This is a genomic window from Pseudomonas sp. RGM2987, assembly GCF_022952855.1.
Lineage (GTDB): Bacteria > Pseudomonadota > Gammaproteobacteria > Pseudomonadales > Pseudomonadaceae > Aquipseudomonas.
In genome coordinates, this window is the sequence record NZ_JALJDX010000214.1 from 82,190 (window position 1) to 94,948 (window position 12,759).

Genomic DNA, 12,759 nt, shown 5'->3' on the forward strand with positions numbered 1-12,759 from the left:
AGGCGTGTTGGCAAAACGTCTTCAGGTTTGGTTCGCTTCCCGTGTGAGGAAGTTTTCAATGTCCTCGCTCAGAAAATCCAACAGTACACGCTGCGCCGAATTTTCGCCTTCCTCCAGGTTGGAGGTGAACAAGCCAAAATCCGCGTATGGCGCCGGCGGCAGGCCTTCCCTGGCACTTAGAATCCTCATCGAATCGTGGCGCACATGCCCCGTCAGCATGACCGCCACACCCAATCCACCCTCGACCGCCGCTTGAATCGCCAACAGGCTGGTACTTTTACACGCGATGCGCCAAGGGATCCTGGCCCGATTCAAGGCCGCGAACGCTTTGTCCTGCCATGCACACGTGCCAACAAATGCAATCACCGGCAGAGGCGTCTTGCGCCAGTCGATCTTCAAGTTTCTTGAACCGACCCAGCGCAGTGGCTGAGTCCAAGTCTTGACTGCAGAGGCGTCTATCACACCCGGATCACCGATCACGATGTCCAGCTCTCCCTGGGTCAGCATTCGGGATAACGCCTTGCTGGAATCCACGATCATTTCCAGGACCACATCCTCGTAGCTGGCGCAAAAGCGTTGCAGTACAGCGGGCAAGCGCCCCACAGCAACGTCCTCCAGCAATCCCAGGCGAACCGTACCCGACACATGACCGTCGCTAAGCAGACGCTGGGCATCCGCCCCCGCCTCGAGGATACGTTGCGCATAGGGCATCAACATCTGGCCCGCCCCCGTCAACGTGGCGCCTCTGGGGGAGCGTTCCAGAAGACGCTGCCCCAACAGCTCCTCCAACCGCCGCAATTGCATGCTCACCGCAGCCTGGGTCCGAGAAAGTTTATGTGCGGCCGCGCTCACGCTGCCGGTCTCGATAACCGTCACGAACGCTCTAAGCAGATGGCTATCCAGATCACGCAGCATAAAAATCCCTTAAGCCAACATAAATACTATTAGATTTGTTTATGGCCGCCATCCTACTAGAGTCAGGTTTTCAATTGGAGTCAATAACGTGAACGAAAGCGCAGCGACCGGCCCACTAGCGTCTCCCTTGCCCTCGGTAGAGGACAAGGTTTCGTTGCAGCCTGCCAAGGCTTCGAAAGTCAATCTGATGGCTGTGCTGATGGCGGTGATTGCCATGTGCTCTGTGCAATTGGGCGCCGCCCTGAGTGCGCCAGTCATGGAAACTTATGGGTCCGTCAGCACCACCTGGTTACGCCTGTGTATCGCCGCCCTGTTATTGGCGGTCGTGGTACGCCCTTCGGTCATGCGCTACACCTGGCAACACTGGATCGCAGCCACCGGGCTGGGCGCCGCCATGGCCTGCATGACCTTCTGCTTCTTCGCCGCCATCGCCCATGTGCCCCTGGGCCTGGCCGTTGCCATCGAGTTTCTCGGACCACTGTGCGTAGCAGCCGTAGGCCTGCGCAAGGGCTGGGGCCTGCTGTGGCCCGTTCTCGCGGCGACCGGGATTGTGCTTATCGCCCGACAAAATGGCGATTGGACGGCGGATACACTGGGCCTGACGCTGGCGGCAGGCGCCGCATTGGGATGGGCCGGCTACATCTTGCTGATGAAGCGTGTGGGAGGTCTTTTCAAGGGAACGGAGGGATTATCCACCGCACTCATCGTCGCCGCGCTTCTGGCGACGCCGTTTGGCCTCATGGAAAGTGGTGGGCATGTCCCGTTGGAGCAACTGTTTTATGTAAGCGTTCTGGCTCTCTTGGTTCCTTTGGCGCCCTATGTGCTGGAGCTGAATGCGCTACGCCGGATGACCACCTCTGCGTTTGGCATCTTGATGAGCCTGGAGCCTGCGATTGGTGTATTGGCTGGGTTCTTGATCCTGCAGCAGTCGATGTCAGGGTTGCAGTGCCTGGGGACTTTGCTGGTGATAGGGGCGAGTGTTGGGGCTTTGCGGTCGCCTGGGAAGACCCGCTGAATTAGTCTGAACATGCAGGAATCGGCCGCCACCCTATCAAGATGATCTCGAATGTTTTGTGTCACGTCTCGCTACTGGAGACACCAAATGAATTAGCTTGAGCGGTGCTAGGCGATACAGCCATTTCCAAGGCAATTCTCGAATAATTCACACCGCCATCAGCAGCCGGTTGCTGCTTTAACTCATCTAAAGCATAAACAACACTAGCTCTACGGCCGATCTTAAAAAGTTCAACATCACGCTTATCATTCACATAGATGCCTACATTGATTACCGTGCCATCACCAAGCTTCAAATCAAGCATATTATTTGCCTCAATTTTATCTTGGCCTGCGACATATACCCGCAAAACAATGCCAGAAACGAAGACGAGTGGCATTCTTCGCTGGTGGAGATTATCCCACCACGCCGATGACCCGAAAAGCCCATAGGTTCCTTTAAGTCCCATAAGTGGTTTGTTTTCATCCAATGTCAAATTTTGAGTCAGCACCAATCTATCTTGATTCACTTCCAAGTCACGCTTTAGACAATAAACCAACCTCAAACATTGACCATCCTTATTTAAGCTCAAAAAATTTGACGAAATCAACAGTCACCTCCTCTAAACTTACATCCAGCTGTGTTAGAAGCCTACAGCAGCACCAGTCCATTATTGCTCCCCCGCCCAGGGCTGTAAAATTTTCTATATTAAATAGCTTCAGACAATAGATTCCACCTTTTTCGCTAAGGTATGTGATTTATCCTAAGATCAATTTCCAGCTTCCACTTCTTGCCTCATCTTTCGATAAATTCATGACGTCCCTGGTCTCAAGAGCTTTTTGGTCAAGATTCGATTGTTGATTTAGCATGTCGCGTACGCCGATTATAGTTAAAGTCTGGCGAACTTCACTACCGGAAACCAGATAAAACTGTTTGCCTATGATATCGGTATTTGAGCTAAAGCCTTTACACACCAGAATCGTAACTCCGCCTAGCATCTCAAATTTTTCTGTTACGCTTATTTTAGTTTTCAATTATTAGAATCCATACTTCCCAGAGCTGTAAGATTTTGGTATTGCAGATTTCAAACCTAACATGCCTTGATGCCTGATCGGAAAGTATTTTACGCAAATCTCGGGGGGGGGGCGGGGACAAACCACGATTTTAGTTCCTGTATCGGTCCGCTCATATCGTGGTCTACCCCGTTTTCTCCCCGTTCCGGCGAATCTAATACCTGCTGTCTCGGTTTGTCATTAGCTATTGGAGCGCTTTGATTCCTCAGGCCTAACCGTCATGACTTTCACCACATCATCAATCACTGCTTTGCTCATCTCCATTAAATAATGAGCGGCCCAAGCATGACGATCCGTTTTCCGTTCGAAAGTTGCGTCCTCTGCAAGCCGGTAGGCGAGATGCAGGAGATCTGATGCTTGTTGCAACGCTTCATTTAACGGAACACCGCCGTTAACGCGGAACAGCGGACGGTCGGAGCAATAATGGAATGGGGTGTAGCCAATGGTTTTTGCATCTGCCTGTTCGGTCATTTGCTATCTCCACTGACTAAGATGCAGCGGGACCGCGATACAGAGCTGCGGAGCAGATGAGGCTGTTTTCTTAATCTATTAATATGCATTTTTCAACTCCCTTGATTCGAAGAGCTGCCGTATCCGTTACCAAGCGAATGGGTGGCAGCTGTGCGCAGGTTGGTAAACCGGGGAATCAAGGAAACCGGCACGTCAAAAGACGTCCCACGCACAGCTGCCATAAAACAAAATCGCAGGCCTGAAAGCCTGCAATCCTGTCCGTGCACTGTTACGCCTTATTCCACCGGGTTACCAAGCCCGGTCGCTGAATGTGCAGCGACATCCAAAGCGTAACGCGACAGAAAACCTCCGGCGAGAGGCTTAGGGCCAGAATAGTGCTTTTGGTGGGATTTTCAGAAGTTTCCTACGTGAGAGCCCAATATTCGGAGAAGCAAGGCCCGAGGAAACGGATGCCCCTCAGGCCCTCAGGCGCTTTCTTCAATGAGCTTTGAACGAGCGCTGGAGAAACTACTTGCGCTCGACGCAGCACTCGGGAGGACTCCCTCAGGATCTGTCCCCCTTCCCTTTCAGCAACCAGTTCCCAGGCTGCATCGGGAATTTCGTACCGTTTCGCCATCGTGGCCTCCTGCCTTCGATGGGCGCGAACGCTACCAAATATCAGTGTTCAAGTGCGGTGACGGCGGCTTCAAAGGATTTCGTACAGAACCTACGAAGCTGAAGCTCTGCGTCGCTACTGTGACCGTTACGGATGCAGCCGGTCGTCCCTCTGCGATCCATGAAATGCAAACCCAAGCCCGGCTTGCCTCGCTTGTCTGATCGGCCAAATATCGGCAGCGAAACATCATCGAACGCATGTTCGACTGGCTGAAGGAAAGCCGCCGCATCGTCACACGCTTCGACAAGATCGAGAAAAGTTATGCAGCGATGGCCTCGTTAGCTTGTGCCATGCGGTGTTGCGACATTCCTTTTCATGCAGTGCCTAACTCTTCAGGAAGACCTCGACGTTTACCACTCCAGTCTTGCGATCAACTCGGGTTCGACTAATCACCTTTGCGTACAACGGCTGCTCGGAAGGAATGTATATCTCAAACACGCCCTCGCCCTCGGTTTCGAATTTCCCCAGCGTCCAATTGGACTGATCCTCTTTCGACGGTTCCGGATACTCACTTAACGCCAGACGCATAGCCTCCTTAGCGATTGGCTCCATTTCATCCAAGCTCATCAACTTCTTTGTCACCATGGCTTCCACCCATTCAAGCTATCACCGTTCGGCGGGTGACGAGCGCAGCACGCCAGCTTCAAATCCCGGATGCGTGTGTGAAGACCAGCGCCAGCCTTGATCAGACAGTTGGGACACAGAAAACGTGGTCTGTCCCAATTTCTTCCACCTATTTCTTCAAAACCCACCCCAGTTTTCCTGTTTACTTATGTGATTTATTATCAGGAGAGAATTTTGGGTTCAAAATAAAATTGCCCACAATAAACCCTTTCTCATTAACTTTCCAAGCACCGACTACAGCTTCCGGAGGGACCGCGTCGTTTGCCCCGTAGTGACCATATATTCGATATACCCAACCATTTGGATTGCGCGTCGCCTCTTCAACCTCGCGAGGCTCAGGCAGTATTTTTACATTATTCATTACACAATGACCTCAGCCACTCACTATAAAATTCGGTCTGCTGCCCAACAGTACCAACGAAGGAAGAGTCTACACAATCAAATATATCCACCAGATCATCTCGCCGCGCCTGCTTACCAAGCTTTACTAAATAAGCTTTACGACCACCACTCATTTCCCGCGACATCCCTGATACAACTACATTTTTACGAGAGCCATTGCATAGTAATTTATGCCCTTGCTCTTCAAGCGCGGTCCTCAAGAGAAGCAATGCCTTAAACAAGTCATCAGACTCATAACAAGTTTCGCCTAAATCCGGTTGAGAGAACGAAACCGCCCATGGTTCCGAGATGGCAATTTTTACGAGACACTTCCGCAGCGATCCATCTTTAAAAAGAACCTCCAATTCTTTAATCTTATTCATTTTCTGAAATTCGGATTAAAAATAGCGGTAGCTTGGTCCAAAGTACTCACGACATAAATATCACCTGAGCCGACTTCTCCCGGCATAGCTACTTCTAACTCTTTTTGAAATGAGCCTTTTGAACCAGGAGCCGCTATATGAGTGCGATCATTTGCGCGCATCTGTTCTTTCCCCGTTGACAGTGCTGATGTTATAGATTGAGCCCTATGGGACGAAAGCTATAGAATCATTCGTAATCAGCGCAACCATGAAGCCAATGATAGCTTCGGGAATATCAATTCTTTCGAACCAGCCGTCAAGTTGGCTACCCGTGAACGCGATCCGGTTACGTTTCGTTACCCCACATGGCTATTGGCCGAGGAACCCACTCACAGCCGCCAATACCCTCTGCGGCCTCTCCCGATGAGGCACGTGCCCATACCCTTCAACAATCAAGCACTCTACCCGGCTCGTCGATAGCATGGCGATACGCACCGGATGCTCCACCGATCCATACTCATCCTGTTCCCATGCAGCGCCAGTACCGGGCACTGTACCTCGCCAACCGTGCCCTCAATGGTCCATCCCCGAAATGTCTCCGCCAACCAGGTCCTGGTCCAGGCGCTTGGGACCCATTCGGCCTTGTCGCCGTGATACTTGTGCAATCGTGCTATTTGCCCTGGCTGTTGAAACTGCAACTCGGCCGCGCGGATGCCTTGCAGGGTGCGCTCTTCTACAAACGCCTGGGCGGCGATGGTGATCAGTGCTTGGCAATCCTGCGAATACAACGAAGCACAAGCCGCGGCCATGGCGCCGCCAACGCTGTGGCCGAGGGCTACGAACTGTCTGATTTGCAACGCGGCCTTGATGTAGCCGAAGAACCGCTCGGCTTCGTCGCGGATGAAATGCAGCGGTAATGAACCCGGGTATGCATCGGACTGGCCGAAGCCGAGCCGGTCGTAGGCGATTACTTCCCGCCCGGTGGTTTGGCACAGTTGCTCAGGAAAGTCCCTCCACAGGGCGACACACCCCAGGGAGTCGAACACCGCGGCGGTCAGCAGGCTGAATTGCCCGGGCACTGCCGCACACCCCCCCGCCACATGCCTCGCAGCAACACCAGCATCACGGCGGCGAACGCCATGTCGAAGCCGTAGGTGTGCAGGTCGCCGAGCGTGGGGCTTACCGGCCAGGATGAGGTTACGGTGGATAGCTTCACCGATGCCGGCTGACCATCGAGTTGCCCCATTTAGCCTGCGAGCGTCCTTACCGGGTCTGATCGATGGCTTCCAGCACAGCCCTGGCCTCGCGCATGAAAATCTCCAGGGTCTTGGGCCCGATCCCGTCAAACGTCAACAGCCATCGCTCCACATCTGGCAGCCCTTCGGTACCGTTGTGCATCGCTTGCAAATGAGCGGGCAGTTCAGCCGCCAAGCGTACGCCCAGGGTTCGCAAGCGTCGGGCCGTTGATTCGTCATAGCGGGCATACCCCGCCTGTCCCAGCAGCCTGACCAGCTCACGATGAGCACACTGGCCGAGCTTGGCAGGCGCATCCAGGCCATGCTGGTCAACCAGGATCCGATAGGCCTGCAACGCGACGGACGAGCGTATGCGTTTGCCCAGCAGGAAACTGGCGAGCAACCATTTGTACAGACCATGATGGTGCTGGTCGGCGATGTCGATGCCCAGATCTGTTGCACTCACCGAAATCAATCTTTAAATGCCCCTGAGTCCTCGGCGGCATGGGGGATGCTTATCTGCCCTTCTTTCCCGGCTTCCCGATAGCGCGCCTCCAACACTTCGGCCAGGCGCTCCTTGGCCTGCTCTTCGCCGTGGATGAGGCGGATTTCCTTGGGCCACTCCTTCATCCGGGTAACGAAACCGACAAGGTCCGCCTGGTCCGCGTGGGCTGAATAGCCGCCGACGTTATCGACGCCCGCGCGGATGTCGATGCGGCAGCCGTCCAACATCACAAATCCGCCGTCGGGCCCGTGAGTCATGATGTCCCGTCCCGGCGTTCCCTTGCCTTGATAGCCGACAAACACCACGTTGTGCCGGGGATCGCCGAGCATGGCCTTGAGGTAGTTGACGATGCGTCCACCTGAACACATGCCGTTGCCGGCGATGACGATGGCAGGTCGTGCGGTCTGGGTGAGGTGGTCGACGATGCGCAGGTGTTCGTCGTGACTGTCGACGGTGATGAGTTGCTTGAAGGACAGCGGCTTGCGGCCCTCCTCCAGCCGTAGCCGGGCATCTTCATCCCAGAAGCCGCGCAGCTCCTTGTAGACGCTGGTGAACTGGCCGGCGAGTGGCGAGTCGAGGATGATCGGGATCTGCGGCCAGTCGATGTCGAGCGCGTCGTCCTTGCTGCGTTTGCCCGGTTCGCTGGTGCTGGCCGCGTCCTGCTCATGGAGGATTTCTTCCAACTCATACAGCAGCTCTTGGGTCCGGCCAATGCTGAACGACGGAATCAGCACTGTGCCCTGATCCCTCAATGCACGCTCGATGGCGACCTGCAAGCGCTCGCGCCGGTGCACGCGGTCTTCGTGGCGGCGGTCGCCGTAGGTACTTTCCATGATCAGCAGGTCCGCACGCTCGGGTGGTATCAGGTCCGGCAGGATCGGCGAGTGAGGCGCCCCCAGATCGCCGCTGAATACCACGCGCCGACTGCCAGCATCGGGCCGGCTCATCTCGAATTCGACATAGGCCGATCCCAGTACATGGCCCGCTGGCTGCAGGCGCACCTTGCACTCGGTCTGATCGGCCTCGTGCAGCGTGAACCAGTTGCCGTAGGGCAAGGCGATGATCCGTTGTTCCACCACTTTGAGGTAGCGCTCCAGCTGTTCCTGGTCGCGGCTGATTGTCAGGCGGAACGCGTCTTCCAAGACGATCGGCAACAGCCGGGCCGAGGGTTCGCTGCACAGGATCGGGCCCTCGAAGCCCGCCGCCAGCAGATTCGGAATCCGCCCCACATGGTCGATGTGCACGTGAGTGACGATCAGGGCCTTGATGCCTTCGATGGAGAAATCCAGAGCGAGCCTGTCGTCGCTACCCTGTCCCTCATCCTCGCCCTGGAATTGGCCGCAGTCGATCAACACACTGCAAGTGTCGTTCATCCACAGTTGGTGGCACGAACCGGTGACGCCTTCATGGGCGCCATGGTGGATGATTTTCGGATGAGGCATGAGGCGTCCTTGAGGGCGGATGGATTCACTGGGTCTTGAAGTCGTAGACATCAGTCGCTGGCGGCCTGTTCAATCGTGTACGACCGTGCAAAGCGCAGACAATCATCAAGGATTTGGCGATACTGTCGGCCCTTGCCCATCTTCAAGAAAAGGACTTCGCTGATGAAACACGCGGTTGCCGTCGCCCTCCTCGCTTTTGCCCAGCAAGGTTTCGCTGCTGAGCCCTTGACCAACACCGAACAGGAACCCGCCGCGCCTGGCGTCGCCTACGAAACGGTCACCGTTGGCGAAGACAGCGCCGGTCCTTTCACGACCCAGAGCATGGACCTGGGCACCGCGTTGAACTACCCATCCCGAGCGGGCGTAGTCAACGTGATGGAGTCCATCGTCGAAGAGCCCGAATACACCGGCTATGTTGCCATCGAAAAGGCCTACAAATTCGGCCCGACCAAGTATGTCCTGGTCATCTCCACCGGCGAAGGCGGCAATGCCTGCCCGGCGTCCACCTATGTGTTCACCTTCGATACCAAGACCGAGCAGGTTGACGGCAAGAGCGTCGTGGAAGGTTGCTCCGAAGGTGTAGAGGCGCTGGCGCAAGGCAACAAGCTCACCATCAAGAAAGACGGTGCGCAGACGGTGGTCTACAACGCGGTGGTGGAGTAAACCGGCACGCTTTGACCCAGCATCAGTGACGCGCTTCACAGAACCGGCCGCCAGTCAGGCATTTATCCAGGCCAGCCTTTATAAAGCGTCGAGCGCTAACGCGCCGGATTGCGCCTGGATGTAAAACACGGGCGCGCAGGGACATCCCGGAAGAACAACCAGCAACTCATGGAATATCAGGAGCCGTCAAAAATGAGCACCACCGAGCAGGCCCAAGCCAGCGGTAAGTACAGCGCCAAGTGGCAGGCGCGCTTCAATTTCTTCGAAACCTATGGCGCGCCAAACGACCCGCGTCACAAGGCTGCCCTCAAGGCGCTGCCAGGCTTCAAGGAAAAAATTCTGATCAATGCCAACGTCATCGCGTTTTTCTTCGGCCCGATCTATCTGTTCGTCCTGGGGCTCTGGAAGAAAAACCTTGCCCTGCTCGGCATCTTCCTGGGGATCAACATTGTGTTGAGCGTGATTTTCGCGATCCTGGGCATGGAGTTTCCACGTGCGCTGAGCGCCGGCCTGAACGGCGCGGCCTCCGTCATGTATGCCTTGGCGACCAACTACGCCTATTACCTCAAGGAAGTAAAAGGCGAACAAAGCTGGAATCCGTTCCAGGGCATGCGGTTCTGATCGCAGGTTCGTTCAGTCAAAAGCCCGCGCACTCATCACAGCGCGCGGGCTTTTTTCATCCCGTCACGCGTTGACGTCAACCACCACGCGACCGCGGACTTTTCCTTCGAATATCCGACCTGCCACCGCAGGCACCTCTGCGAGGCCGACCACTTGCGTAGTCCTGGCGAGCTTGCCCAGGTCCAGGTCGCTTGCCAGTCGCGACCAGGCTTGCAGTCGGGCCTCGCGGGGGGCGTTCACCGAGTCGATACCGGCCAGGGTCACGTTGCGCAAGATGAAAGGCAAGACCGACCCTGGCAGATCCAGGCCCTGAGCCAGGCCGCAGGCTGTCACCACGCCACGGTACTGGGTCTGGGCCAGAACGTTGGCCAGCGTATGACTACCCACCGAATCCACCGCACCGGCCCATTTTTCAGGTGCAATGGGCGCTCCTTTTTCGGAGAGCGTGCGGCGGTCGATGATCTGTGCCGCGCCCAGGCCGGTCAGATACTCGTGCTCATCGATACGCCCGGTGGACGCCACCACGCGATAGCCGAGGCCTGACAGAATCGCAATGGCGATGGAGCCCACGCCGCCATTGGCGCCCGTGACGAGGACATCCCCACGCGCCGGGGTGATCCCGCCGTGCTCAAGGGCCAGCACCGACAGCATCGCCGTGTAGCCGGCCGTGCCGATCGCCATGGCGTCCTGGGTCGAGAACACTTCCGGGATCTTCACCAGCCAGTCGCCATTGACCCGGGCTTTCTGGGCAAAACCGCCGTGATGGGTCTGGCTCAACCCCCGACCATTGGCGAGCACCCGATCTCCCACAGCGATACCCGGGTGCTGCGACGCTTCGACCACGCCGGCGAAGTCGATGCCGGCGATCAACGGAAACTGTCTGATGACTTCGGCGCGCCCGCTGATGGCCAACGCGTCTTTGTAGTTGACCGTTGAGTACTCGACCCTGACAGTCACGTCTCCTGGCATGAGGTCCTGCTCTTGCAGGTCGACGATCGACGCCGAAACCTGGCCTTCAGACTTTGTTGCTAGCAGCGCTTTGAATGTCATTTGGTTCTTCTCCTCGACCTGTTGCGGTCAATGTATAGGTGAGTACATGTTGCCGGCAGGCACTCACTTGAGCGTGACGATGACCTTGCCTTTGGCCCGACCTGTTTCCACATAAGCCAGGGCTTGCTGGGTTTGCTCGAATGGAAAGACCCGGTCCACCACCGGCACGATGGCGCCGGCGTTAACCAGAGAAGTGATCTTGTCCAACTGATCACCGCTCGCCCTCATGTACAGGAATGAATAGTTCACACCGCGACGCTTGGCCTTTTTCCGGATGCCATAACTCAACAGGCCCATGACCAGCTTGAGGAAACCTGACAGCCCGGCACTGCGGGCGAAGTCTGCGTCAGGCGGTCCGGAAATCGAGATCAATTTCCCGCCCGGCTTGAGCACCTGCAGCGATTTCTCCAAGGTGTCGGTGCCCAGGCTGTTCAACACCAGGTCGTAACCGTGCAGAACCTTTTCGAAATCGTCTTTCTTGTAGTCGATTACCAGGTCCGCGCCGAGGCGCTTTACCCATTCGACGTTGGCGGTGCTGGTGGTGGTCGCGACGTACGCACCCAGGTGTTTGGCCAACTGGATGGCCATGGTGCCCACGCCACCGGAGCCTGCGTGAATCAGCACCTTCTGGCCCCGCTTGAGGTTGGCTTTTTCGACCAGCGCTTGCCACGCGGTCAATCCCACCAGGGGAATCGATGCGGCCTGCTCCATGGTGAGGTCTTTGGGCTTCATCGCCAGAGAACCTTCCTTGACGGCGATGAACTCGGCGAAAGCGCCAATGCGGTTGTCATCGGGACGGGCATACACCTCGTCTCCCGGCTTGAACCGTTGCACCCGGGATCCCACCCGGACCACCACGCCCGCCAGGTCATTGCCCATGATGAGCGGCAGGCGGTAAGGCAGGATCATCTTGAACTCGCCATCGCGAATCTTCAGATCCAGCGGGTTCACACCGGCGGCATGGATCTGGACCAGCACATCGTTGTCGGCCAGAACAGGCTCCGGCATTTCGGTAACCTGTAATGCAACCTTTTTCCCATAGCGATCGATGGTGAACGCTTTCATGATGACTCGGTACTCCTGGAATCAGAATTCTTTTCTTGTGGTGCGCGCAGATCGGTCCGGAGCGTGCCGATCACCGAGCCATTCGGGCAATCGTCATGCATAACAGCTTTATGATGATGACCGACCTCTTAATATTCAACGATTTGATTACAGATGACATCTATGATCCGGGCCAGCGGAATTGATGAAGCGCCCGCGCTTCTGCGAGGGGCTTCGTTCAGGAGGTTTATTCCTGGCGGATCCAGGTCTGCGAACGCCCGAGCAAGGACAGGCCGATATAGCCACGCACATCGAGCTTGCGCCCATCCTCAGCCAGGCGAAGCGTGCTGCTGTAGACCTTGCCGTTGTCCGGATCGAGGATCTTCCCATCGGTGTATTCATCGCCGTCCTTTCGCAGGTCGGTCAGAATGGTCAAGCCCACGATTGGAGCGTTCTTGTTGGCGCCATCACACTTATCGCACTTGGGATCCGGGTTCTCACCGGGGGCGGGAAATACTTTTTCGATTCGCCCCTCCAACGTGCCGTTGGATTCGGTGATTCGAATGAGCGCCCTGGGTTTGCCACTGGCGTCATCAATGTTTTGCCACAGCCCGACCGGTGAATTGTCCGCAGCCCAAATCGCCTGGGACATGACGGCTGCCAGAGAAAAGCCCAGGATGCTGATTGTGTTCCGAATGCGCATTGCTGAATCTCCTTGATAGGG

Annotated in this window: 16 protein-coding genes and 1 pseudogene; 4 read left to right on the forward strand and 13 right to left on the reverse strand. The window is 56.1% G+C overall.

Annotation, left to right across the window (positions count from 1 at the left end):
* Positions 1–21 precede the first annotated feature (21 nt).
* Entirely contained in the window at positions 22–915 is an 894-nt protein-coding gene (locus RGM2987_RS20955) for a LysR substrate-binding domain-containing protein (protein ID WP_245144735.1), read from the reverse strand.
* 88 nt (positions 916–1,003) lie between these two features.
* On the opposite strand from RGM2987_RS20955, the gene RGM2987_RS20960 reads away from it, so the two are divergent.
* Positions 1,004–1,930 carry an EamA family transporter gene (locus RGM2987_RS20960; RefSeq protein WP_245144736.1) on the forward strand — a complete coding sequence of 309 codons (927 nt, stop codon included), beginning with the start codon at positions 1,004–1,006 and terminating at the stop codon, positions 1,928–1,930.
* Positions 1,931–1,991: 61 nt separating this feature from the next.
* Here the strand turns inward: RGM2987_RS20960 and RGM2987_RS20965 are convergent, their stop codons facing one another.
* The 3 genes from RGM2987_RS20965 to RGM2987_RS20975 all read right to left on the reverse strand — a co-directional run bounded on the left by RGM2987_RS20965 (position 1,992) and on the right by RGM2987_RS20975 (position 3,453).
* Complete coding sequence (locus tag RGM2987_RS20965) at positions 1,992–2,519, reverse strand: hypothetical protein (protein WP_245144737.1); 528 nt, start codon at positions 2,517–2,519, stop codon at positions 1,992–1,994.
* Positions 2,520–2,667: 148 nt separating this feature from the next.
* Complete coding sequence (locus tag RGM2987_RS20970; RefSeq protein ID WP_245144738.1) at positions 2,668–2,943, reverse strand: hypothetical protein; 276 nt, start codon at positions 2,941–2,943, stop codon at positions 2,668–2,670.
* Between the two features lie 219 nt (positions 2,944–3,162).
* The gene (locus RGM2987_RS20975; protein WP_245144739.1) at positions 3,163–3,453 is read right to left on the reverse strand and encodes a DUF3077 domain-containing protein; all 291 of its coding nucleotides are present in this window, start codon (positions 3,451–3,453) and stop codon (positions 3,163–3,165) included.
* Positions 3,454–4,145: 692 nt separating this feature from the next.
* Here RGM2987_RS20975 and RGM2987_RS20980 point away from each other — a divergent pair.
* A pseudogene (locus RGM2987_RS20980) lies at positions 4,146–4,436 on the forward strand (transposase); the annotation flags it as partial.
* A 438-nt stretch (positions 4,437–4,874) separates the two neighbouring features.
* Here RGM2987_RS20980 and RGM2987_RS20985 read toward each other — a convergent pair.
* From RGM2987_RS20985 to RGM2987_RS21010, 6 genes are all read right to left on the reverse strand, one after another.
* Complete coding sequence (locus RGM2987_RS20985) at positions 4,875–5,093, reverse strand: hypothetical protein (RefSeq protein ID WP_245144740.1); 219 nt, start codon at positions 5,091–5,093, stop codon at positions 4,875–4,877.
* Positions 5,086–5,496, reverse strand: coding sequence for a hypothetical protein (locus RGM2987_RS20990; protein WP_245144741.1), 411 nt, complete (start codon positions 5,494–5,496; stop codon positions 5,086–5,088). The genes RGM2987_RS20985 and RGM2987_RS20990 overlap by 8 nt, the downstream gene beginning before the upstream one ends.
* The gene (locus RGM2987_RS20995; protein WP_245144742.1) at positions 5,493–5,657 is read right to left on the reverse strand and encodes a hypothetical protein; all 165 of its coding nucleotides are present in this window, start codon (positions 5,655–5,657) and stop codon (positions 5,493–5,495) included. Before RGM2987_RS20995 ends, RGM2987_RS20990 begins: the two co-directional genes overlap by 4 nt.
* Positions 5,658–5,936: 279 nt before the next feature.
* Positions 5,937–6,554 (reverse strand): alpha/beta fold hydrolase, encoded by a 618-nt coding sequence (locus RGM2987_RS21000; RefSeq protein WP_245144743.1) that lies wholly within the window; start codon positions 6,552–6,554, stop codon positions 5,937–5,939.
* Between the two features lie 184 nt (positions 6,555–6,738).
* Positions 6,739–7,185, reverse strand: coding sequence for a DNA methylase (locus RGM2987_RS21005; RefSeq protein ID WP_245144744.1), 447 nt, complete (start codon positions 7,183–7,185; stop codon positions 6,739–6,741).
* Positions 7,182–8,657: an MBL fold metallo-hydrolase gene (locus RGM2987_RS21010; RefSeq protein WP_245144745.1), complete on the reverse strand. Its 1,476-nt coding sequence runs from the start codon at positions 8,655–8,657 to the stop codon at positions 7,182–7,184. The genes RGM2987_RS21005 and RGM2987_RS21010 overlap by 4 nt, the downstream gene beginning before the upstream one ends.
* A 162-nt stretch (positions 8,658–8,819) precedes the next feature.
* Between RGM2987_RS21010 and RGM2987_RS21015 the strand changes: the two genes are divergently transcribed.
* Entirely contained in the window at positions 8,820–9,320 is a 501-nt protein-coding gene (locus RGM2987_RS21015; RefSeq protein ID WP_245144746.1) for a hypothetical protein, read from the forward strand.
* Positions 9,321–9,512: 192 nt separating this feature from the next.
* Positions 9,513–9,941: a DUF2628 domain-containing protein gene (locus RGM2987_RS21020; protein ID WP_245144747.1), complete on the forward strand. Its 429-nt coding sequence runs from the start codon at positions 9,513–9,515 to the stop codon at positions 9,939–9,941.
* A 63-nt stretch (positions 9,942–10,004) separates the two neighbouring features.
* Here the strand turns inward: RGM2987_RS21020 and RGM2987_RS21025 are convergent, their stop codons facing one another.
* From RGM2987_RS21025 to RGM2987_RS21035, 3 genes are all read right to left on the reverse strand, one after another.
* Complete coding sequence (locus RGM2987_RS21025) at positions 10,005–10,991, reverse strand: MDR family oxidoreductase (protein ID WP_245144748.1); 987 nt, start codon at positions 10,989–10,991, stop codon at positions 10,005–10,007.
* A 63-nt stretch (positions 10,992–11,054) separates the two neighbouring features.
* Positions 11,055–12,056 carry an NADP-dependent oxidoreductase gene (locus RGM2987_RS21030; RefSeq protein ID WP_245144749.1) on the reverse strand — a complete coding sequence of 334 codons (1,002 nt, stop codon included), beginning with the start codon at positions 12,054–12,056 and terminating at the stop codon, positions 11,055–11,057.
* Positions 12,057–12,282: 226 nt separating this feature from the next.
* Positions 12,283–12,738 carry a DUF2147 domain-containing protein gene (locus RGM2987_RS21035; protein ID WP_245144750.1) on the reverse strand — a complete coding sequence of 152 codons (456 nt, stop codon included), beginning with the start codon at positions 12,736–12,738 and terminating at the stop codon, positions 12,283–12,285.
* Positions 12,739–12,759: the final 21 nt, after the last annotated feature.